Here is a 19,512-nt window from a genome sequence, read left to right as displayed (position 1 = left end):
CCCCCTGGGTCGGCCCACCGCGGAGGGAGGGCTTGTGGACGAGCCCGGGTTGGGGCTCGTCTCACGCGGGACCATCCGCGTGTCAGGCCGCTTGCACAGGCCGGGCCGCGACGGGGGTCGCGACGGTCTCGTCATTCAGGAAGCGCAGGCGCAGGGGCTTGAGCACGAACATCGCCAGGATTGCCGCCACCACATTGAGGCCGATGATGATCGAGAACACCGCCGACCAGCCGTACTTGGCGGAGATGATGCTGGCGATCGGCACCAGGAACGAGGCAGTGCCCTTCGCAGTGTAGAGCAGGCCGGCATTCGTCGTGGCGAACTTCGAACCGAAGGTGTCGCCGCAGGTGGCCGGGAACAGCGAGTAGATCTCGCCGAAGACCCCGAAATACACCGCCGTGGCGAAGACGAAGATCAGCGGATTCGTGCCGTAGGTCAGCAGGGTGATGATCGCCAGGGCGGCGATCGAGAAGGCGATGAACATCGTGTTCTCACGCCCGATATTGTCCGAGATGAAGCCGAAGAACGGGCGCCCGAAGCCGTCGAAGATGCGGTCGAGGGAGATCGCGAAGGTGAGCGCCACCATCTGCAGACCGAACAGGCTCACCGGCACGTCGGCGACCTTGAAGTCGTGGGCGATCGGGGCGATCTGCGCCGCCGCCATCAGGCCGCCGGAGGCGACCATCACGAAGATCACGTACATCAGCCAGAAGACGGGGGTGCGCACGACCTCGCGCGGCGTGCGATCGAGCTTGGCCTGCGGCAGGCGCAGAGTCTTGCGCTGGACCGGTACCGCCTGAGACGGCTTCCGCAGGAAGAACGACAGCAGGACCACGATGGCCCCCTGACCCAGCCCGAAGAACAGGAACGCGTCCTGGTAGCCGCTGGTGGCGATCATCTTGGCGATCGGGATCACCGTGACGGCCGCGCCCGCACCGAAGCCGGCCGCGGTGGCGCCGGCGGCGAGGCCGCGGCGATGGGGGAACCACTTCAGGGCGTTGCCGACGCAGGTGCCATAGACGGATCCGGCACCGATCCCGCCGATGACCGCCGCCGCGTAGAGAAGGAAGAGGGAATCGGCGTGGGCGTTCAGGAACCACGCCAGGGCGATCATGATGCCGCCGAAGCAGACCACGATGCGCGGGCCGTAGCGGTCGACGAACCAGGCTTCGACCGGCACCAGCCAAGTCTCGGTCGCAACGAAGATGGTAAACGCGAACTGGATCGCCGCCCGGCCCCAGTGAAACTTGGTGTCGATGGGGTCGACGAACAGCGTCCACCCGTATTGAAGGTTGGCGATCATCGCCATGCAGAGCACGCCGAAGGCGAGTTGCCACCATTTGGCGGACGGTGAGTCCAGACGTTCCATCCCGAATTCCTTCTTGATCGGATTGTTCGCACCGATGCCGCCAGCATGCACCAAAATTCTTTGTATGCAATATACCAGGGAATGAAATGTCGTTTCGGACGTGCGGAGGTGGCGGAACCCCGCTCAGCGTCTCCAGGCGTGTATCATCCTGCAGGGTGTTGGCGCGCGGCGATGCGTCGGGTGCCGGTCGCCGGACGCGACGGCTCAGCCCGCGCGGTGGCGACGGCGACGGTTTCCGGAGGCACGGCCGCCGCCGGCCCCGGTGCGGTCATGCTCTGGACAGTAGCTTGGCGAAACGGAGTTCCTATTCCGCGGCGATGCGGCTCGCCTCCCGGTAGGGATGGGCCGGGTAGGTCCCGATGATCCGCAATTCCCGCGAGAAGTATCCGAGTTCGGCCAGGGCTCGTGACAGGCCCGGCTCCTCCGGATGGCCATCCACCTCGGCGTAGAACTGGGTCGCGACGAACTGGCCGTCGACCATGTAGCTCTCGAGCTTCGACATGTTGACGCCGTTCGTCGCGAAGCCGCCCAGCGCCTTGTAGAGGGCCGCCGGGATGTTGCGGACCCGGAACACGAAACTGGTGACCATCGGGCCCGCCTCGGGCGAGACCGGCTCCGGCTCTGGCGAGAACACGACGAAGCGGGTGGTGTTGTGGCTCTCGTCCTCGACATCGTGCTCCAGGATGTCGAGGCCGTAGACCTCGGCGGCGAGCGCGGGAGCCAGGGCACCGCGCGTGGGATCACCCGCCTCCGCCACCTCGCGGGCGGCTCCGGCCGTGTCACCGGCCACGATGGGGCGCACGCCGAGGCGCCGGATGATCTTGCGGCATTGTCCCAGGGCGTGGACGTGGCTGTGCACCGTCCGGATCTGCTCCACCGGCGTGCCGGGCAGGACCATCAGCTGGAAGTGGATCGGCAGGAAGTGCTCGGCCACGATGTGCAGGCCCGAGGTCGGGATCAGGTGGTGGATATCCGCCACCCGGCCGGCGATCGAGTTCTCGATGGGGATCATCGCCCGCGTCGCACGACCCTCCTTCACGGCCGCGAAGGCATCCTCGAAGGTCGGGCACGGCAGCGGCGTCCAGTCCGGGTAGGCCTGAGCGCAGATGATGTGGGAGTTCGCGCCGGGCTCGCCCTGGTAGGAGACGATGTGCTGGGGCATGCGGGCTGGTCTTTCCGAGGCGCTTCAGTTCAGGCGGCGGGCCGACAGGATGGCGCGGGCACGTTCCAGGTCGGCGGGGGTATCGACGCCGAGCGGCAGGTCATCGACGACGATGGCGTCGATGCGCATCCCGGCCTCGAGGGCGCGGAGCTGCTCCAGCTTCTCGCGGGTCTCGAGCTCGCCGGGCGGCAGGGCCATGAAGCGGGCGAGCGCCTTCCGGCGATACGCGTAGAGGCCGATGTGATGGTAGAGCGGCCCTTCCCCCCAGGGCGCCTCGGCGCGGGTGAAGTAGAGCGCGCGCAGACGGCGGGTGCCCACGATGTGGCCGACGAGCTTGACCACGTTGGGGTCACGCCGCTCGGACTCTTCGGTGATGATGGCGCAGAGGGTGGCGATGTCGACGGAGCGGTCTGCCAGCGGCAGGATCGCCGCGCCGATGATGCCTGGATCGATGGTCGGCAGGTCGCCCTGGACGTTGACCACCACGTCGTGGTTGCCGTGCGGATCGATGATCTCCAGGGCCTCGGCCAGGCGATCCGAGCCGGAGGGATGGTCGGACCGGGTCAGGACCGCCAGGCCGCCCACGGCCTCGATGGTCTCGACGATGGCGGGCGTGTCGGTGGCGACCACCACGGGGCCGATACCGGCCTCCACGGCACGGCGCCAGACATGCACGATCATCGGCTCCCCGGCGAGGTCGGCCATCGGCTTGTTGGGCAGGCGGGTCGCGGCCATGCGCGCGGGAATGAGGACGATGGGATCGGACATCGGTCTGGACCCTGCTCCGGCTGGGCCGGTGCTTACCAGCGACGCCCCGAGTTGTCATGCCGGGCGTGTCATGGCGGAGGTGCCTTGCCGAGCGTGTCTTGCCGAGCGTGTCTTGCCAGAGGTGTCTCGCCGGGCCGCGGAGACCGCGTCCGCCGGCGCGGGAACCGGATGCGCCCGCCCGCGTCTGAAGAAGTGAGGGATGGCGGCGACACCTGCCGGTCTGCGACTACGCGAAGCGCGACTCGACCATTGTCAAGGTCGGGCTTCAGCGGCTAAGCACCCTCGACCGTTTCCAAAGTCCGGCACAGGCACGCGCTGGACTTCGCCCTGAATTCTCCCCCTCAGGCCGGCCGCACCGGAGTTGTCGAGAATGGACTCTTTCGAGCTGAACAAGGTTGCGGGTGCCGCGCTCGGCGCGCTGCTGTTCGCCGTGGGGTCGGGCTTCGTCGCCGAGCTGATCTATCATCCCAAGCCTGCCGGCAATGCCGGCTATGCCCTGCCCGAGCCGCAGGCGAAGGCCGCCGGCGGCGCCGCGCCCGAGGCGAAGGCCGAGCCCCTGCCGATCCGTTTGGCCAGCGCCACCGTCGACAAGGGTCAGGCCGCGGCCAAGAAGTGCTCCTCCTGCCACAGCTTCGAGAAGGGCGGCCCGAACAAGGTCGGGCCGCATCTCTGGGGCGTCGTCGATCGCCAGCGGGCCCACGAGCCCGGCTTCGAGTACTCGGCCGCGCTCAAGGAGAAGGGCGGCACCTGGACCTACGACGAGCTCGATCACTTCCTGACCAATCCGAAGGGCTACGTCCCTGGGACCAAGATGGCGTTCGCCGGCATCACCTCGCCGACCGAGCGCGCCGACGTCATCCTCTACCTGCGCAGCCTCGCCGATACCCCGGCGCCGTTGCCGGCCGCGGAGAAGAAGGCCGAGGGCGACAAGCCGGCCGAAGCCCAGCCGGCCGCTGCCAAGGCTGGGGATACCAAGCCCGCCGAAGCGAAGCCGGCCGATGCCAAACCGGCCGACGCCAAGCCCAACCCCGAGTCGAAGCCCGCGGCCGAGGTCCGGCGCGAGCAGGCGCCGAAGCCCGCGGACGCCTCCAAGGCGACCGAGGATCAGAAGCCGGAGGTCGCCAACCCGGCGACGGCCGCCAAGCCGACCGTCACGGGCGAGGAGGCGAACAAGCCGGCCTCGGTGAAGCCTGCCGATGACACGCCGGTCGGGGCCGCCCCCGCCGCGCCGCCTGCCCCGGCCACCACTCTCCCGGCCGAGAAGCCGGCCCAGCCGTAGGTCGGTCTTCGGCGAGAACCGAAGCCCCTCACGGACGCAAAAAGGCCGGGCCATTGCCCGGCCTTTTCGTTTGCCGGTCCAGACCGCGGCGACACGGACTCAAGTTCCTGCGCACGCGCGCCCATCGCTTCCTGCGCGCACGCGCGCCCGTCTCATCCTGCGCGCACGCGCCCGCTTGGCGTTCGCGGCCGGTCCGTCCTAGAACACCCGCCTGCCGTCGCCGGTGCGGCGGCGGGACCGCGACCCCGGAATCCGGAGACCGCCTGCCTGTGATGCGCATTACCCTGATCGGACGCCTCGTCGCCGCCCTCGCCTTCCTGGCCTGTGGCCTGCCCGCCCGGGCCGCCCCCGATCCGGATTCCACCGCGCCGCGAGGCGCCTGGATGCCCGCGATCACGCTGATGGGTGAGCCGAAATACGGTCCCGACTTCAAGCACTTCGATTATGCCGACCCGAACGCGCCGGCCGGCGGACTCGTACGCCTGGGCGCCCAGGGCGGGTTCGACAACTTCAACTACGTGGTGTCGGGGCTGAAGGGCGACCTCGAGGGCGGGATCGTCCAGACCTACGATACCCTGATGACGGAATCCGCCGACGAGCCATTCACCTCCTACGGCCTCCTGGCCGATGGCGTGCGCCTCGCCGACGACCTGTCCGCGGTCTCCTACCGCCTGCGCGAGGGGGCCCGCTGGCATGACGGCCAGCCGGTGACGCCCGAGGACGTGGTCTGGTCCTTCGACATCCTGAAGGCGAACAGCCCGTTCTATTCGGCCTACTATCAGACCGTGACCAAGGCCGTCGTCACCGGCCCGCGCGAGGTGACGTTCACTTTCTCGGAGGCGGGCAACCGCGAGCTGCCGCAGGTGCTCGGCCAGTTGCGGGTGCTGCCCAAGCACTGGTGGACGGGCAAGGACGCGCAGGGGCGGCCGCGCGACGTCACCCAGACCACCCTGGAGATCCCCCTGGGCTCGGGGCCCTACCGCCTGGCGAAGTTCGAGGCCGGGCGCAGCGCCACCTACGAGCGCGTCGCGGACTACTGGGGCAAAGACCTGCCCGTGAATGTCGGTCGCAACAACTTCGGCACCATGCGGAACGAGTACTTCCGCGATGCGACGGTGCTGATCGAGGCGCTGAAGGGCGATCTGTTCGACTTCCGGGCCGAGAACGTGGCGCGCAACTGGGCCACGGCCTACGACACCTTTCCCGCCGTGAAGGAGGGCCGCCTGATCAAGGAGGAGTTCCCCGATCGCGGCAACGGCAACATGCAGGCCTTCGTGCTGAACACCCGCCGGGCGAAGTTCGCCGATCCGCGGGTACGCCGGGCTTTCAACCTCGCGATGAACTTCGAGGAGATGAACCGGTCTCTGTTCTTCGGCCTCTACAAGCGGATCGACTCCTATTATTTCGGCTCGGAGCTGGCCTCGTCCGGCCTGCCGCAGGGCGACGAGCTGTCGATCCTGGAGAGTGTGAAGGACAAGGTTCCGGCCTCGGTCTTCACCACGCCCTACGCCAATCCCGTCAACGGCACGCCCGACGCGGTGCGGGCCAACCTGCGCGAGGCCGTCGGCCTCCTCAAGCAGGCCGGCTACGAGCTGCGCAACGGCCAGATGACCGACGTGAAGAGCGGTGAACCGCTCACCGTCGAGTTCCTGGAATTCCAGAGCGTGTTCGAACGGGTCGTGCTGCCCTACGCGGCGCAGCTGAAGCTCATCGGCATCAACAGCTCCCTGCGGGTCATCGACCAGGCTCAGTACCAGAATCGCCTGCGGGCCTTCGACTTCGACATCACCACGAGCTCGTGGCCGGAATCCCTCTCGCCCGGCAACGAGCAGCGCGAGTACTGGGGCTCGGCCTCCGCCGACAAGGCCGGCTCGCGCAACCTGATCGGCATCAAGGACCCGGCCATCGATGCCCTGATCGAGAAGGTGATCTTCGCCAAGGACCGCCCCGGCGTGCTGTCGGCGACCCACGCCCTCGACCGGGTGCTGCTGGCCCACAACTTCGTCGTGCCGCAATGGGGCTCGAACGTCTCGCGCACCCTGCGCTGGAATCGCTTCGGGCATCCGGCGGTGCTGCCGAAATACGGCAGCTCGGGTTTCCCCGCGACCTGGTGGTACGACGAGACGCTGGCGGCCAAGACCGGGGCGCCGCGATGAGCGTCGAGCCGACCCGGCGCGCCGTCGTCGCGGGCGCCGGTGCCCTCGGGGCAACCCTGGTGCTGGCGCCCCCGGCCCGAGCGGCGGCCCGCACCAGCCACGGCCTGTCGAGCTTCGGCGACCTCAAGTACCCGGCCGACTTCCCGAACTTCGACTACGTCAATCCGGATGCGCCGCGAGGAGGCCGCTTCTCGGCGCAAATCGCCTCGACTCTGGGCAACCAGGCCTCCGACACCTTCAACACCCTGAACATCTACGTCCTGCGCGGCGACGGCGCCGCCGGCATGAACCTGACCTTCGACTCGCTCATGGTCCGCGCCCTCGACGAGCCGGACGCGCTCTACGGGCTCCTCGCCCGCTCGGTCGAGATCTCCGAGGACGGGCTGCGCTATCGCTTCGCCCTGCGGCCGCAGGCCCGCTTCCACGACGGCTCACGCCTCACCGCCCACGACGTGGCGGCGTCGATGCGCCTCCTGAAGGAGAAGGGCCACCCCGAGATCTCCCAGGTGATCCGCGACCTCGCCGAGGCCATCGCCGAGGACGACGCCACGGTGACCCTGCGCTTCGCCCCCGGCCGCAGCCGCGACCTACCCCTCTTCGTCGCCACACTGCCGGTGTTCTCGGCCACCTACTACGCCAAGCACGATTTCGAGGCCTCCTCCCTGGAGCCGCCGCTCGGCTCCGGGCCGTACCAGGTCAGTCGCGTGGAGGCGGGGCGCTTCATCGAACTGGAGCGGGTGAAGGATTACTGGGGCGCAGAGCTGCCAGTGAATGTCGGGCAGAACAACTTCGACGCCATCCGGTACGAGTATTTCCGCGATCGCCAGGTCGCGTTCGAGGCCTTCAAGGGCGGCGCCTTCACCTTCCGCGAAGAGTTCACCGCCCGGGTCTGGGCCACGGGCTACGAATTTCCCGCCGTGCAAGAGGGCCGCGTCCGCAAGGAGGTGGTGCCCGATGCCCGTCCGTCGGGCACCCAGGGCTGGTGGATGAACACCCGCCGCGAAGCCTTTCGCGATCCCCGGGTGCGCGAGGCGATCGGCCTGTGCTTCGACTTCAACTGGTCGAACGCCAACCTGATGTACGGCGCCTATATCCGCACGGCCTCCTATTTCGAGAACTCGGACCTGAAGGCCACGGGCCGTCCGGCGCCGGAGGAACTGGCCCTCCTCGATCCCATGCGCGGGGACCTGCCGGCGGAGGTCTTCGGCGAGGCCTGGAGCCCGCCGAGTTCCGATGGGTCGGGCCAGGACCGCGCCCTGCTCAGCCGCGCCGTGGCCCTGCTGCGGGAGGCCGGCTGCACCCGCGACGGCGGCGTGATCCGCTTAGCCTCCGGAAAGCCGCTGGAGATCGAGTTCCTCGACAACGACCCGGTGTTCCAGCCGGTGACGCAGCCCTTCATCCGCAATCTCGGCCTGATCGGCATCCGCGCCAGCATCCGGCTGGTCGATCCCTCGCAGTACCAGGCCCGGGTCAAGGATTTCGACTTCGACCTCACCGCCCGCCGCTTCGCCAGCGGGCTCACGCCGGGGCCCGAACTCCGCGAGGCCTATGGGTCCCGCGCCGCCGGTACGCTCGGCGCGAACAACCTCGCGGGCATCGCGAGCCCCGCCATCGACGCGCTGATCGAGAAGGTCACGGAGGCCAACTCCCGCGCCGACATGATCCACGCCGCGCGCGCCCTCGACCGGGTGCTGCGGGCGGGGCGCTACTGGGTGCCCATGTGGTACAAGGCCGATCACCGGCTGGCCCTCTGGGACGTCTACGGCCGCCCGGCCAAGGGACCGACCTACGATCTCGGCGTGCCGAACGTCTGGTGGTACGATGCCGCCAAGGCCCGGCGCATCGGCCGAACCTGAGGGACACCCGTGCTCGGCTACATCCTGCGCCGCATCGCGCTCATGGTCCCGACGATCTTCGGGATCATGCTCATCACCTTCGTCATCGTCCAGTTCGCCCCCGGTGGCCCGGTGGAGCGGGTGCTGGCCCAGCTCCAGGGCCAGAACGAGGGCAGCCTGTCGCGGGTGACCGGGGGGGCCGGCGACCTCGGCGGCGCTGCACGCAGCGGCGGCGGGGGCGGGGGCGAGGCGAGTGCCCGCTACCGCGGCGCGCAGGGGCTCGACCCGGCCTTCATCAAGAAGCTCGAGCAGCAATTCGGCTTCGACAAGCCGGCGCCCGAGCGCTTTGCCAAGATGATCTGGGACTATGTCCGGTTCGATTTCGGCAACAGCTATTTTCGCGATGTTTCGGTGCTGCAGCTGATCCGCGAGCGGCTGCCGGTGTCGATCTCGCTGGGTCTCTGGATGACCTTGATCTCCTACGCGATCTCGATTCCGCTGGGCATCCGCAAGGCGGTGCATGACGGCTCGCGCTTCGATCTCTGGACTTCGACCGTGGTCATCATCGGCTACGCGATCCCGAGCTTCCTCTTCGGTATCGCGCTGATCATCCTGTTCGCGGGCGGCTCCTTCGTGCAGATCTTCCCGATCCGGGGCCTGACGAGCGAGAACTTCGAGTCCCTGAGCCTCTGGGGCAAGGTGGTCGACTACGCCTGGCACATGACGCTTCCGCTGGCGGCCCTGGTGCTCGGCGCCTTCGCGACCTCGACCCTGCTGACCAAGAACTCCTTCCTCGACGAGATCCGCAAGCAGTACGTCCTCACGGCCCGGATGAAGGGCCTGTCCGAGCGCCGGGTGCTCTACGGCCACGTCTTCCGCAACGCCATGCTCATCGTCATCGCCGGTTTCCCGGCGGCCTTCATCTCGGCCTTCTTCACGGGCTCGCTGCTGATCGAGACGATCTTCTCCCTCGACGGTCTCGGACTCCTGTCCTTCACCTCGATCGTTGGACGCGACTACCCCGTGGTGTTCGCGACCCTGTACATCTTCTCCCTGCTCGGGCTGGCGGTGAACCTGCTCTCCGACCTGATCTACACCTGGATCGACCCGCGCATCGACTTCTCGGCGCGGGCGACGTGACCACCCTCCCCCTCATCATCCGACACGAGCACGCGGGCGACGCCGAGGCGATCGAGCGGCTCCATGCCCGCGCCTTCGGCCCCGGCCGCTTCGCCCGCACCGCCTACCGCCTGCGGGAGGGAACCGCACCCGTCGCTGAGCTCTGCTTCACCGCCCTGGTGGCGACCTACCTCGTGGGTTCGGTGCGGGTGGGACCGGCCGAGGCGGGCGATCCCCTGCTCGTGCTCGGCCCCCTCACGGTCGATCCCAGCTTCGAGGGGCGTGGCATCGGTGCCGCCCTGATGACGGCCTGCCTCGACGCGGCGACGGCCGCCGGCCACGGCCTCGTCCTTCTGATCGGCGACGCGCCGTATTACCGGCGCTTCGGCTTCGCGCCGATCCCGCCCGGACGCCTCGTCCCGCCTTCCCCCGTCGACCCGGCCCGCTTCCTCTGGCGCGAGCTCCGGCCCGGCGCGGCCGCGACGATCTCGGGGAACGTCACAGCCCTCCGCTGGCGTTGACCCCGCCGAGGGCGCCGACCCGGCGCCGGCAGGGACGGCACTCCGATGGACACTTCGGCGATTCGGCACGACACGATCACGGCGAACGGCATCGCGCTCCACGTGGCGCGGCTCGGGCGCGGCCGCCCGCTGGTCCTGCTGCACGGCTGGCCGGAATTCTGGCTGACCTGGGAACCGGTGATGCGGCGCCTCGCCGACCGCTTCGAGCTGATCGCCCCGGATCTGCGCGGCTTCGGTGACAGCGAGAAGCCCGATCTCCAACCCTCCGACAAGGCCGGCGCCGACGTGCATGCCGCCGACATCGTCGCGCTGCTCGATGCCCTCGGCATCGCCCGGGCCGGCATCGTCGGCCACGACGTCGGAGCCTCCGTCGTGCAGGTCCTGGGTCGGACGGTGCCGGAGCGCCTGACCGGGCTGTTCACCTTCGACTGCCCCTATCCGGGGATCGGGCCGCGCCTCGCCGTCCCCGAGATGCTCGCCGAAATCTGGTACCAGTCCTACCATGTGAAGCCTTTCGCGGCCGCACAGGTCGGGGCCTCGCGCGAGGGCTGCCGGCTCTATATCGGACACTTCCTGCGCCACTGGGCCGGCGGCAACCCGGCCGCCTTCGACGACGTGCTGGAGTCCTTCGTCGACAATTTCCTGGCGCCCGGCAATCTGCAGGGCGGCTTCAACTGGTACGTCAGCGCGCAGGCCGGGCGCCTGGCCATGATCCGCGGCGAGGCTCCGTCCCTGCCGCCGATCGCCGTCCCGACCGGCATCCGCTGGGGCGATTCCGACCCGCTGTTCCCCCTCGCCTGGACCGACCGCCTCGGCGAGACCTTCGCGGACCTCGACTTCGCGCCCTTCCCGGGCCTCGGCCACTTCCCGCACCGGGAGGACCCCGACCGGGCAGCCGCCGCGATCGCCCGGTTCTTCGAGCGGCTGCCGGATTAAGCGCTCAGGCCGCCCGGCCGCGCCGACCCTCCACGAGCCACATCGCCAGCACGGCGGCCGCCAAGGCGGCCAATGCCCACAGCCCGAGGGCCAGGGGATAGACCTCGACGCCGCGGATGTTGGCGCTGTCGCTCGGGCGGAAGCCGATCCAGTCGGCACCACTGAGGCGGCCGCTGCGAACCGACTGCAGGCGCGGCACCACGATGCCGCCGGTCTCCGCCACGCGGCGGATCGAGCCGCCTGTGCCCTCGGCCAGAGCCTTGAGGCGCTCGGTGTCGCTGAAGACGTCGGCGAGCTCGCGCGGATTCGGCGGACCGACGCTGACGAAGGCGACGAGATTGCCCGAACGCAGGGTGTGCAGGCCCAGTTCGGCAGCCTCGAAGGTCGTCGCGAACAGGCCCGGTTCGCCGGGCGTCAGGGTCAGGGTGCGCTGGTTGCCGGTCGGGCCCGTCACGGTGACGGGCTCCACCGTGTCGGCCATGGTCTGGCGCTCGACGCGGACCTCCCGGCCGTGGCCGGTGGTCTGGGCCCGCAGAGCCTCTTCCTCCAGGGCCGGCTCCTTCATCAGCCAGTGACCCAGTCGGCGCAGCAGGTCGAGATAGGGCCCGCCCTCCTGATAGCCCCGAGCCCAGAGCCAGGCATGGTCGGACAGGAGCAGGGCCACCCGCCCCTTCTCCTCGCGCGACAGGGCCAGGAGCGGCAGGGCGTCCGGGCCCTGCAGGATCGGCTGGATGCCGGGTTTCACCTGGGCGGAGACGATGCGCAGCCAGTCGCCCCAGGCGGGGGGCGAGGCCTCGGAGCCGGGCAATGCCCGGGTGACGGGATGGCGGTTGCCGACGCCCGTAAGGCTCGCCTTGTAGGGTTGCTCGACCACCCGCCCGTTGGGCTCGCCCGGCAGAATCGCGGACAGGCGCGTCCGCGAGAGGCTGGAGGGCGAGGCGAATTCGGGGCCGGCCGCGATCAGCAGGGCACCGCCCTCGCGGACGTAGCGGACGATGTTGTCGAAATAGGCCGAGGGCAGCACGCTCTGGTTGGCGTAGCGGTCGAAGATGATCAGGTCGAAGTCCTTGATCTTCTGGACGAACAGTTCGCGCGTCGGGAAGGCGATCAGGGAGAGTTCGGAGATCGGTGTGCCGTCCTGCTTCTCGGGCGGCCGCAAGATGGTGAAGTGCACGAGGTCGACGTTGGCATCGGACTTCAGGAGGTTGCGCCAGGTGCGCTCGCCTTGGTGGGGCTCGCCCGAGACGAGGAGCACCCGCAGCTTCTCGCGGATGCCCTCGATGGGCAGGACCGCGCGGTTGTTGATCGTGGTGAGCTCGCCCGGAAGCGGCTCCACCTCGATCTCGACCACGTTCGGCCCGCCATGCTCGATCCGCATGGTCAGGGAGAAAGGCTGGCCGGTGGGGAAGGTCCGACGTCCGACGTCCTCGCCGTCGCGGCGCACGGTGACGGTGGCGCTGCCGGTGCCACCGCGCTCCATCACCTCGGCCCGGATGGTCAGGTCGCGCCCGACGATGCCGAAACGCGGTGCCTCGATCAGCTTGATCTGGCGGTCGCGCTCGTCCGGATGGCCGGTGACGAGGACGTGGAGCGGTCCCTTGAGGCCCAGGGCCGCCACCGAGGCCGGAATGTCGTGGACCACGCCGTCGGTGAGCATGACGACGCCCGCGAGGCGCTCGGCCGGCACGTCGGCCAGCGCCTGCGACAGGGCGGTGAACAGCCGGGTGCCCTCGTCGCCCTCCTTGGCATCGGGCACGTCGATGAAGCGCGGCTCGATGTTGGTCAGTGCCCCGAAGCGGCGCTGCAACTCGGCGCGGACCGCATCGGTCATGGCCGGCCGGTCGCCGAGGGCCTGCGAGCCCGAACGGTCGACCACGATGGCGGCGATGTCCTTCACCGGCTCGCGGTCCTCGCGCACCAGGGACGGGTTAGCGATCGCCAGGAGCACCAGGGCCAGGGCGAGCGCCCGCAGGATCGCGGTGCGTCCGCGCGCCAGGAAGGCCAGCACGGCGAAGATCACGACGAGCACGCCGAAGCCGATCAGCACCGGCCAGGGTACCAGGGGGGTGAAGCTGAGGCTCAGCATGGGCGCGGGGCCTCCGGTGCGGGGTGCGTCACTGGCCCAGCCGCTCCAGCAGTGCCGGGACGTGGACCTGGTCGGCCTTGTAGTTGCCGGTCAGGGTGTAGATCACGAAGTTGATGCCGCCGCGGAAGGCCATCTCGCGCTGGCGCTGGTCGCCGCCGACGATCGGGTAGAGCGGCTCGCCGCGCTTGCCCACCGCCCAGGCGGCAGCGAGATCGTTGCTCGTGATGACGATGGGCGAGACGCCGTCGCCGGCCCGCGCGGGACGGCGCTCGGAGCCCTCCCCGGCCGGCGGCAGGGTCTCGACCCAGGTCTGGCCGGTGGCGTAGCGGCCCGGAAAGTTGTCGACGAGGTAGAAGGCCTTGGTCAGCACGTGGTCGGGCGGCACCGGCTCGAGTTCGGGCACTTCCAGGGTCGCCAGCATCTTGCGGAGATACGCCCCCTCCGGCGTCGGCGGGCCGCCCGGCCGCGCGGTGAGCGCGTCACGGGTGTCGAAGATCACGGTGCCGCCGTTGCGCATGAAGGCGTCGATGCGCCGGATCGCGGTCTCGCTCGGCTGTGGCCGCCCGGCGACGATGGGCCAGTAGATCAGCGGGTAGAAGGCGAGTTCGTCCTTGGCGGGGTCGATCCCGATCGGGTCGCCGGGCTCCAGGGCGGTGCGGCTCGCCAGCATCTGGGTCAGGCCGGAGAGACCGGCCCGGCTCGCCGTGTCCGCCGCCTCGTCGCCGGTGACGACGTAGGCGAGCCGGGTGGCGAGGGCCGAGTCGAAGGCGCCCGCACGCACCGGCGGAGCCGGCTGGGCCTGAACCGGACCGGGCGTACCGACCAGCGCGCCGAGCGCCAGGCCGGCGAAGAGGAGCGCCGCCGGGCGCGAGACGAAGCCCCGTCCGCGCCGCAGGAAGCCGCCGAGCCAGAGGCCCGCGAGGGTGTCGAGGATGAGGAGCATCAGGGCCAGGGTGAAGAGGGTGGCGCGCAGGTCGAGGGTCTCGGCACCGGCGAGCGAGCCGAGGCGGGCGCCGGAAAGGGCTCCGAAATCGAGGGGCTTCAACCGGTCCGCCGGCACGAGGGCGTTGACGGCGATGCCGCCGTCGGCCGGGCCGTAGAAACCCGGCGGGTGCTCCAGGGTCGCCCGGCCGGTCTCGTCGGCGGAGACCGCGGTGGCCCCGGCCGGCGGCGCCCCGAGGGTCCCGAACCCGTCGAGGGTGAGGCGCGGCGCCAGCACGGCCGTGGCCCGTGCGGCGGCATCGCCCGCCGGCAGCGCCTTGGCGCCCGCGAGATTCACCACCCGGCGCAGCATGTCGATGAACAGGCCCGACAGGGGCAAATTCGACCAGGTCGTGTCGGCGGTGACGTGGAACAGCACGACGAGGCCCTGGCCGCGCTTCTGGGCCGTGACGATGGGCGTGCCGTCCTGGAGGGACGCCCAGGTCCGGCCCGGCAGGTCGCCGTCGGGCTCGGCCAGGATCTGCCGGCGCACGCCGATATCGGCCGGCGGGGTCAGGCCGGCGAAGGGGCTCTCGGGGGCGAAGGCCGCCAGGGTCTTGGGACTGTCCCAGGAGAGCGTGCCGCCGAGGGTGCGGCCGCCACGGCGCAGGCGCACCGGCACCAGGGGATCGTTGCCGGCGGCGAGGCGCGGCCCGGCAAAGCGCAGCAGGAGGCCGCCCTCGTCGACGAACTGCTCGACGCGGGCGAGGGTCGGACCGTCGAGGGCGCCCACATCGGCGAGGACGAGGACCGAGACCTGGTTGTCGAGAAGCTGTCCGATGGATTCCGCGATGCCCTTGGCGCCCCGGGGCTCCTGCACGTCGGCATAGGGGCTGAGCGCGCGCGACAGGTAGTAAGTTGGCGCCAGCAGCGGCTGGGCCTGATCGCTGGTCCCGCCGAAGACGAGGCCGACGCGGCGGCGCTTGCCGCGCTCGTCCACCAGGGTGACGGCGCCGGCAGAGCGCTCCGCCGCCACCTCGATCCGGCTGATGCTGTTGCGCAGCTCCACCGGCAGGTCGAAACCGACCTCGGCCTCGGTGGCCTCCGATCCAAAGGTGAAGGCATGCTCGGCCAGGGGCAGGCCCTTCTGGTCGACGGCACGCACGAGGCCGGTGTCGCGGCCGTTCGGTGCCGCCCGTAGGACATGGGCGGTGAGCTGGCCGCTGGCTTCGGCGGCCGAGAGCGCGAGCGCCGGCGGCTGGTCCGCCTTCAGGATCGTCAGCGAAGCGCCGGTCCGGCCGACGAGGTCGGCGAGGCTCTTGCCGAACGTCTCTTCGCCCGGGCCCGCGACCCCGTCGCTGATCCAGAGGATCGCCGTGCCGGGGCTACGCTCGAGGAAGGCGGTGAGCGATGCGAGGTGCGCAGCACGGTCGGCGAGATGCGGACGCGGCGCGATGGCGCGCAGGCGCTCGAGGGCGGCGGCCGGGACCTTGGCCTCCAGGGCTGCGGCCGGCTCGGCCAGGGCCGTCACCGCCACAGGCCGGCCGTCGCGGGCCGCGCTCTCGATCGTGTCGGTGGCCACTCGCAGGCGGTCGCGCCAATCGTGGGCGGCGGTGAACCCGTTGTCGAGGACGACGAGGAGCGGCGTGCGCCCCGTGGCGGCACCCGTACCGGACGGATTCCAGACCGGGCCGGACACCGCCAGGATCAGGCAGGCGGCGGCGAGGAGGCGCAGGATCAGCAGCCAGGGCGGCGTCCGGGCCGGCGTCTCGCGCTTGCCCAGCAGATCGGCCATGATTCGCAGAGGGGGAAAATCGATGCGTCGCGGCCGCGGCGGGGTCACCCGCAGCAGGAGCCAGAGAGCTGGCAAGGCCACGAGCGCGGCGAGCGCCAGGGGCGCGGCGAAGGTGAGGGGCAATCCGAGCATGCGGCGATCCTCAGCCGGTCCCGCGCGCCGCGGCGGCGAGGGTCAGGAGGCGCAGGGCCGCCTCGCTCGCCGGACGGTCGGTGCGATGGATCGTCAAGGTCCAGCCCTGGGACCGGGCGATCTCCGCGAGGCGATCGCGATGGGCGGCGATCCGGATCCGGTAGGCCTCGCCCCAGGCACCCGCATCGCCGACATTGAGGCTGAGCTTCGATTCCAGGTCGTGCAGGACCGCTTGCCCCGTGAACGGGAAGGTTTCTTCCACCGGGTCGACGATCATCACGAGGTGGCCACGGGTCCCCCGGCCGGCGAGCCGGTCCACCGACGCCTTCACGGCATCGGGCGGCGACAGGAAGTCGCTGATCAGCACGGCCTCGTCGAACCGACCCGGCGTGGCCGGCGGCGGAGCGTCGTCGTCCTGTCCCCTGCCATCGGCGACGAGGGCCTGCGCCATGGTCTCGACGATGCGACGGGAGGCGGTGGCCCGGGTGAGGCCGAGCAGGCCGGTGCGCTCGCCACCCTCGACCAGAGCGTCGGCCAGGGCGAAGCCGAGCACCAGCGCGCGTTCCACCTTGGGCGCCTGCGCCAGGTGCGAGGCGAAGCCCATCGAGGCCGAGCGGTCGATCCAGAACCAGATGTTGTGAGTGGCTTCCCACTCGCGCTCGCGCACGTAGAGCCGGTCGTCCCGGGCCGAGCGGCGCCAATCGATGCGCGCGGCGGCCTCGCCGGCGACGAAGGGCCGGAACTGCCAGAAGCTCTCACCCGGCCCGGCCCGGCGGCGTCCGTGGATGCCGTGGGCCAGGGTCGAGGACACCCGGCGGGATTCGAGGATCAGGCGCGGCATGCGCTCGGCCAGGGCGAGCGCGCTCTCCGTCTCGCGGCGTCCGGGATTGCGTGCGCTCCGGTCGAGGACCTGGGTGGCGCCGCCGCCGGGCCGGGGAATCGCCATGCCCTAGAGCTTGCCGGCGAGCTGGGCGACGAGGCCCGAGATGGTCTCGCCGTCGGCGCGCGCCGCGAAGCTCAGCGCCATGCGGTGCTTGAGCACGGGCTCGGCCAACGCCTTCACGTCGGCGATGGAGGGCGCCACACGGCCCTCGATCAGGGCGCGAGCGCGCACCGCCAGGGTCAGCGCCTGGCTGGCGCGGGGGCCGGGCCCCCAGAGGAGCTTGCCCTTGAGCGCGGGATCGCCGCCTTCAGGGCGCGCGGCGCGCACGAGGTCGAGGATGGCATCGACCACCGCGTCCCCGACGGGCAGCCGGCGCACGAGGCGCTGGGCCGTGAGCAAGGCCTCGGTCGACATCACCGCCACCGGCTTGTGCTCGTCGACGCCCGTGGTCTCGATCAGGATGCGGCGCTCGGCAGCGCGGTCGGGATAGCCAACGTCGATCTCCAGGAGGAAGCGATCGAGCTGGGCCTCGGGCAGCGGATAGGTACCCTCCTGCTCGATCGGGTTCTGAGTCGCCAGCACGTGGAAGGGGCGCGGCAGGTCATGGCGCTCGCCCGCCACCGACACGAAGTTCTCCTGCATGGCCTGCAGCAGGGCAGACTGGGTGCGCGGGCTGGCGCGGTTGATCTCGTCCGCCATGAGCAGCTGGGTGAAGACCGGGCCCTTGACGAAGCGGAAGGAGCGATGGCGATCCGCGTCCTCGTCCAGGATCTCGGTGCCCAGGATGTCGGACGGCATCAGGTCCGGTGTGAACTGTACGCGGCGGGCATCGAGGCCGAGAACGGTACCGAGGGTCTCGACCAGCTTGGTCTTGGCAAGGCCGGGAAGGCCGACCAGCAAACCGTGGCCGCCGGCCAGGATCGTCACCAGGGCGAGGTCGACGACCTGCTCCTGGCCGAAGATGACCTTGTGGATCGCCTCGCGGGCCTGTCCGACCGAACCGAGACAGGCTTCCGCCGTGGCGACGATGCCGTCATCGAGGGTGGTGGCCGGCTGGGAGCCCTGAATCATGCGTATCGGTCCTGGCTTCTCCGCGTCGGCCGGCAAGGGCCACACGCGGTGGGAATGCGCCATCAAAGGGCGGGCCGAGCGTCGGCCGTCTGTTCGGGAGTGTGGCGCCCTTTGCGGCACGCTGGCAAGGTCGGCGCGACGACGCAGGGTTCAGGCCTGCGAGGGCGGATGCCGAGCCATCTGGTGAGAACGTCGCGCCGCCGTTCCCCCGTCAGCCGGATGCGCTATCTTGTGATCGCATGACTGACCCAGCCCCGCCCGCCGCCGATCCGACGATCGACCGCCTCAGCGCCGCCCTCGGCGATGCGGCGCGCCGCGGCCCGCCGCCGGTGGAGCGCTGGAATCCGCCCTTCTGCGGAGCGATCGACATGCGGATCGCCGCGGATGGGACCTGGCACCACGACGGCGCGCCGATCCGCCGCCCGGCGCTGGTCAAGCTCTTCGCCTCGATCCTCCGGCGTGAGCCCGATGGCGGCTACGTGCTGGTCACGCCCGTGGAGAGCGTCGGCATCACGGTCGAGGATGCCCCCTTCGTCGCCGTGGAGATGGCGGCCGAGGGCGACGGTCCGTTGCGGCGCCTCGCCTTCCGCACCAATGTCGACGACCTCGTGCCGGTGGATGCCGACCATGCCCTGCGCTTCGAACAGGATGCCGGCGGCGGCCTGCGCCCCTACGTCCACGTCCGCCGCGATCTCTGGGCGCTGCTGACCCGGGCGCTGACCTACGATCTCCTCGCCCTGGCAGAGGAGCAGGACGGCTGGCTCGGCGTCACGGCCGGCGGCGCCTTTCACCGCATCGCGCCCGCCGAGAGCGCATGAGGCAGGACGCTGCGCTGGCGGACCTCGTCGCCCGGGCCGCCGAGTATCTGTCCGTGGAGCCGCCGGGCGATGGCGCTCCGACGGCGAATCCGCGGGGTGACCACGACCTCGACGGCGCGGATACGGCAGTGGTGCCGGAGCGTCCGCACCGGCGCGCGGCGGTGCTCGTGCCCGTGCTGCCCCGGGCCGACGGTCCTCACCTGCTGTTCACCGTCCGGGCCGCGCATCTGCGCGACCATTCCGGGCAGATCGCGTTTCCGGGGGGCAAGATCGACGCCGAGGATCCGAGCCCGGCCGACGCCGCCCTGCGGGAGGCGCGCGAGGAAGTCGGGCTTCCTGCCGAAGCGATCCGTGTGCTCGGCTACCTCGATCCCTATCTCTCCGCCACGGGCTTCCTGGTTCTGCCCGTGCTCGGCCTCGTCGACCCGGAGGCGGAGCTGTCCCTGAACCCCGACGAGGTCGCCGCAACCTTCGAGGTTCCGCTGAGTCACCTCCTCGACCCGGCCCAGCGTCGCATCGAGAGCGCGGTCTGGCGCGGTCGTCAGCGGCGCTACTACGACATCACCTACGGCGAGTTCCGGATCTGGGGCGTCACCGCCGGGATCGTCAACAACCTGCAGGAACGCCTCTTCCCCTGAGGCAGCGTCCGCCCCTTCGCCAT

Annotated in this window: 15 protein-coding genes; 8 read left to right on the top strand and 7 right to left on the bottom strand. The window is 70.4% G+C overall.

The window, feature by feature from the left end; genetic code table 11:
- Window positions 1-82: 82 nt before the first annotated feature.
- The 3 genes from oxlT to ASF58_RS05610 form a co-directional block, all read right to left on the bottom strand.
- Window positions 83-1,369 (bottom strand): oxalate/formate MFS antiporter, encoded by a 1,287-nt coding sequence (gene oxlT / locus ASF58_RS05620; RefSeq protein ID WP_055948931.1) that lies wholly within the window; start codon window positions 1,367-1,369, stop codon window positions 83-85.
- A 304-nt stretch (window positions 1,370-1,673) separates the two neighbouring features.
- Window positions 1,674-2,531, bottom strand: a complete 858-nt coding sequence (locus tag ASF58_RS05615) for a prephenate dehydratase (protein WP_055948280.1) — start codon at window positions 2,529-2,531, stop codon at window positions 1,674-1,676.
- A gap of 24 nt (window positions 2,532-2,555) precedes the next feature.
- Window positions 2,556-3,299 carry a 3-deoxy-manno-octulosonate cytidylyltransferase gene (locus ASF58_RS05610; RefSeq protein ID WP_055948277.1) on the bottom strand — a complete coding sequence of 248 codons (744 nt, stop codon included), beginning with the start codon at window positions 3,297-3,299 and terminating at the stop codon, window positions 2,556-2,558.
- A gap of 370 nt (window positions 3,300-3,669) precedes the next feature.
- Between ASF58_RS05610 and ASF58_RS24765 the strand changes: the two genes are divergently transcribed.
- The 6 genes from ASF58_RS24765 (at window position 3,670) to ASF58_RS05580 (ending at window position 11,145) form a co-directional block, all read left to right on the top strand.
- Window positions 3,670-4,578 (top strand): c-type cytochrome, encoded by a 909-nt coding sequence (locus tag ASF58_RS24765; protein WP_082512831.1) that lies wholly within the window; start codon window positions 3,670-3,672, stop codon window positions 4,576-4,578.
- Between the two features lie 272 nt (window positions 4,579-4,850).
- Window positions 4,851-6,734: an extracellular solute-binding protein gene (locus ASF58_RS05600; protein ID WP_055948274.1), complete on the top strand. Its 1,884-nt coding sequence runs from the start codon at window positions 4,851-4,853 to the stop codon at window positions 6,732-6,734.
- Complete coding sequence (locus ASF58_RS05595) at window positions 6,731-8,590, top strand: extracellular solute-binding protein (protein WP_055948271.1); 1,860 nt, start codon at window positions 6,731-6,733, stop codon at window positions 8,588-8,590. The genes ASF58_RS05600 and ASF58_RS05595 overlap by 4 nt, the downstream gene beginning before the upstream one ends.
- A gap of 9 nt (window positions 8,591-8,599) precedes the next feature.
- Window positions 8,600-9,709: a microcin C ABC transporter permease YejB gene (locus ASF58_RS05590; RefSeq protein WP_055948268.1), complete on the top strand. Its 1,110-nt coding sequence runs from the start codon at window positions 8,600-8,602 to the stop codon at window positions 9,707-9,709.
- Window positions 9,706-10,209: an N-acetyltransferase gene (locus ASF58_RS05585; RefSeq protein ID WP_055948265.1), complete on the top strand. Its 504-nt coding sequence runs from the start codon at window positions 9,706-9,708 to the stop codon at window positions 10,207-10,209. Before ASF58_RS05590 ends, ASF58_RS05585 begins: the two co-directional genes overlap by 4 nt.
- A gap of 45 nt (window positions 10,210-10,254) precedes the next feature.
- Entirely contained in the window at window positions 10,255-11,145 is an 891-nt protein-coding gene (locus ASF58_RS05580) for an alpha/beta hydrolase (RefSeq protein WP_055948262.1), read from the top strand.
- Window positions 11,146-11,149: 4 nt separating this feature from the next.
- Here the strand turns inward: ASF58_RS05580 and ASF58_RS05575 are convergent, their stop codons facing one another.
- The 4 genes from ASF58_RS05575 to ASF58_RS05560 are packed head-to-tail and all read right to left on the bottom strand — an operon-like array spanning window position 11,150 to window position 18,033.
- The gene (locus ASF58_RS05575) at window positions 11,150-13,231 is read right to left on the bottom strand and encodes a hypothetical protein (RefSeq protein WP_055948259.1); all 2,082 of its coding nucleotides are present in this window, start codon (window positions 13,229-13,231) and stop codon (window positions 11,150-11,152) included.
- A 28-nt stretch (window positions 13,232-13,259) separates the two neighbouring features.
- Window positions 13,260-16,079, bottom strand: a complete 2,820-nt coding sequence (locus ASF58_RS05570) for a DUF4159 domain-containing protein (RefSeq protein WP_055948256.1) — start codon at window positions 16,077-16,079, stop codon at window positions 13,260-13,262.
- A 10-nt stretch (window positions 16,080-16,089) separates the two neighbouring features.
- The gene (locus ASF58_RS05565) at window positions 16,090-17,025 is read right to left on the bottom strand and encodes a DUF58 domain-containing protein (RefSeq protein WP_055948253.1); all 936 of its coding nucleotides are present in this window, start codon (window positions 17,023-17,025) and stop codon (window positions 16,090-16,092) included.
- Window positions 17,026-17,028: 3 nt separating this feature from the next.
- Entirely contained in the window at window positions 17,029-18,033 is a 1,005-nt protein-coding gene (locus tag ASF58_RS05560; RefSeq protein WP_055948250.1) for a MoxR family ATPase, read from the bottom strand.
- 239 nt (window positions 18,034-18,272) lie between these two features.
- On the opposite strand from ASF58_RS05560, the gene ASF58_RS05555 reads away from it, so the two are divergent.
- Both ASF58_RS05555 and ASF58_RS05550 read left to right on the top strand, forming a co-directional pair.
- Window positions 18,273-18,851: a DUF1285 domain-containing protein gene (locus tag ASF58_RS05555; RefSeq protein ID WP_055948247.1), complete on the top strand. Its 579-nt coding sequence runs from the start codon at window positions 18,273-18,275 to the stop codon at window positions 18,849-18,851.
- Window positions 18,848-19,489 (top strand): CoA pyrophosphatase, encoded by a 642-nt coding sequence (locus tag ASF58_RS05550; RefSeq protein WP_055948244.1) that lies wholly within the window; start codon window positions 18,848-18,850, stop codon window positions 19,487-19,489. The genes ASF58_RS05555 and ASF58_RS05550 overlap by 4 nt, the downstream gene beginning before the upstream one ends.
- Window positions 19,490-19,512: the final 23 nt, after the last annotated feature.

This window comes from Methylobacterium sp. Leaf125 (genome assembly GCF_001423085.1).
Classification (GTDB): Bacteria; Pseudomonadota; Alphaproteobacteria; order Rhizobiales; family Beijerinckiaceae; genus Methylobacterium.
This window is presented reverse-complemented; position numbering and strand designations above follow the sequence as displayed.

Excerpts from the sequence above, each read along its gene's own strand:
- ASF58_RS05610 (WP_055948277.1), bottom strand. The coding sequence starts at position 3,299 with ATGTCCGATCCCATCGTCCTCATTCCCGCGCGCATGGCCGCGACCCGC.
- ASF58_RS05575 (WP_055948259.1), bottom strand. The coding sequence starts at position 13,231 with ATGCTGAGCCTCAGCTTCACCCCCCTGGTACCCTGGCCGGTGCTGATC.
- ASF58_RS05565 (WP_055948253.1), bottom strand. The coding sequence starts at position 17,025 with ATGGCGATTCCCCGGCCCGGCGGCGGCGCCACCCAGGTCCTCGACCGG.
- oxlT (WP_055948931.1), bottom strand. The coding sequence starts at position 1,369 with ATGGAACGTCTGGACTCACCGTCCGCCAAATGGTGGCAACTCGCCTTC.
- ASF58_RS05560 (WP_055948250.1), bottom strand. The coding sequence starts at position 18,033 with ATGATTCAGGGCTCCCAGCCGGCCACCACCCTCGATGACGGCATCGTC.
- ASF58_RS05570 (WP_055948256.1), bottom strand. The coding sequence starts at position 16,079 with ATGCTCGGATTGCCCCTCACCTTCGCCGCGCCCCTGGCGCTCGCCGCG.
- ASF58_RS05550 (WP_055948244.1), top strand. The coding sequence starts at position 18,848 with ATGAGGCAGGACGCTGCGCTGGCGGACCTCGTCGCCCGGGCCGCCGAG.
- ASF58_RS05615 (WP_055948280.1), bottom strand. The coding sequence starts at position 2,531 with ATGCCCCAGCACATCGTCTCCTACCAGGGCGAGCCCGGCGCGAACTCC.
- ASF58_RS05580 (WP_055948262.1), top strand. The coding sequence starts at position 10,255 with ATGGACACTTCGGCGATTCGGCACGACACGATCACGGCGAACGGCATC.
- ASF58_RS05555 (WP_055948247.1), top strand. The coding sequence starts at position 18,273 with ATGACTGACCCAGCCCCGCCCGCCGCCGATCCGACGATCGACCGCCTC.
- ASF58_RS05595 (WP_055948271.1), top strand. The coding sequence starts at position 6,731 with ATGAGCGTCGAGCCGACCCGGCGCGCCGTCGTCGCGGGCGCCGGTGCC.
- ASF58_RS05600 (WP_055948274.1), top strand. The coding sequence starts at position 4,851 with ATGCGCATTACCCTGATCGGACGCCTCGTCGCCGCCCTCGCCTTCCTG.
- ASF58_RS24765 (WP_082512831.1), top strand. The coding sequence starts at position 3,670 with ATGGACTCTTTCGAGCTGAACAAGGTTGCGGGTGCCGCGCTCGGCGCG.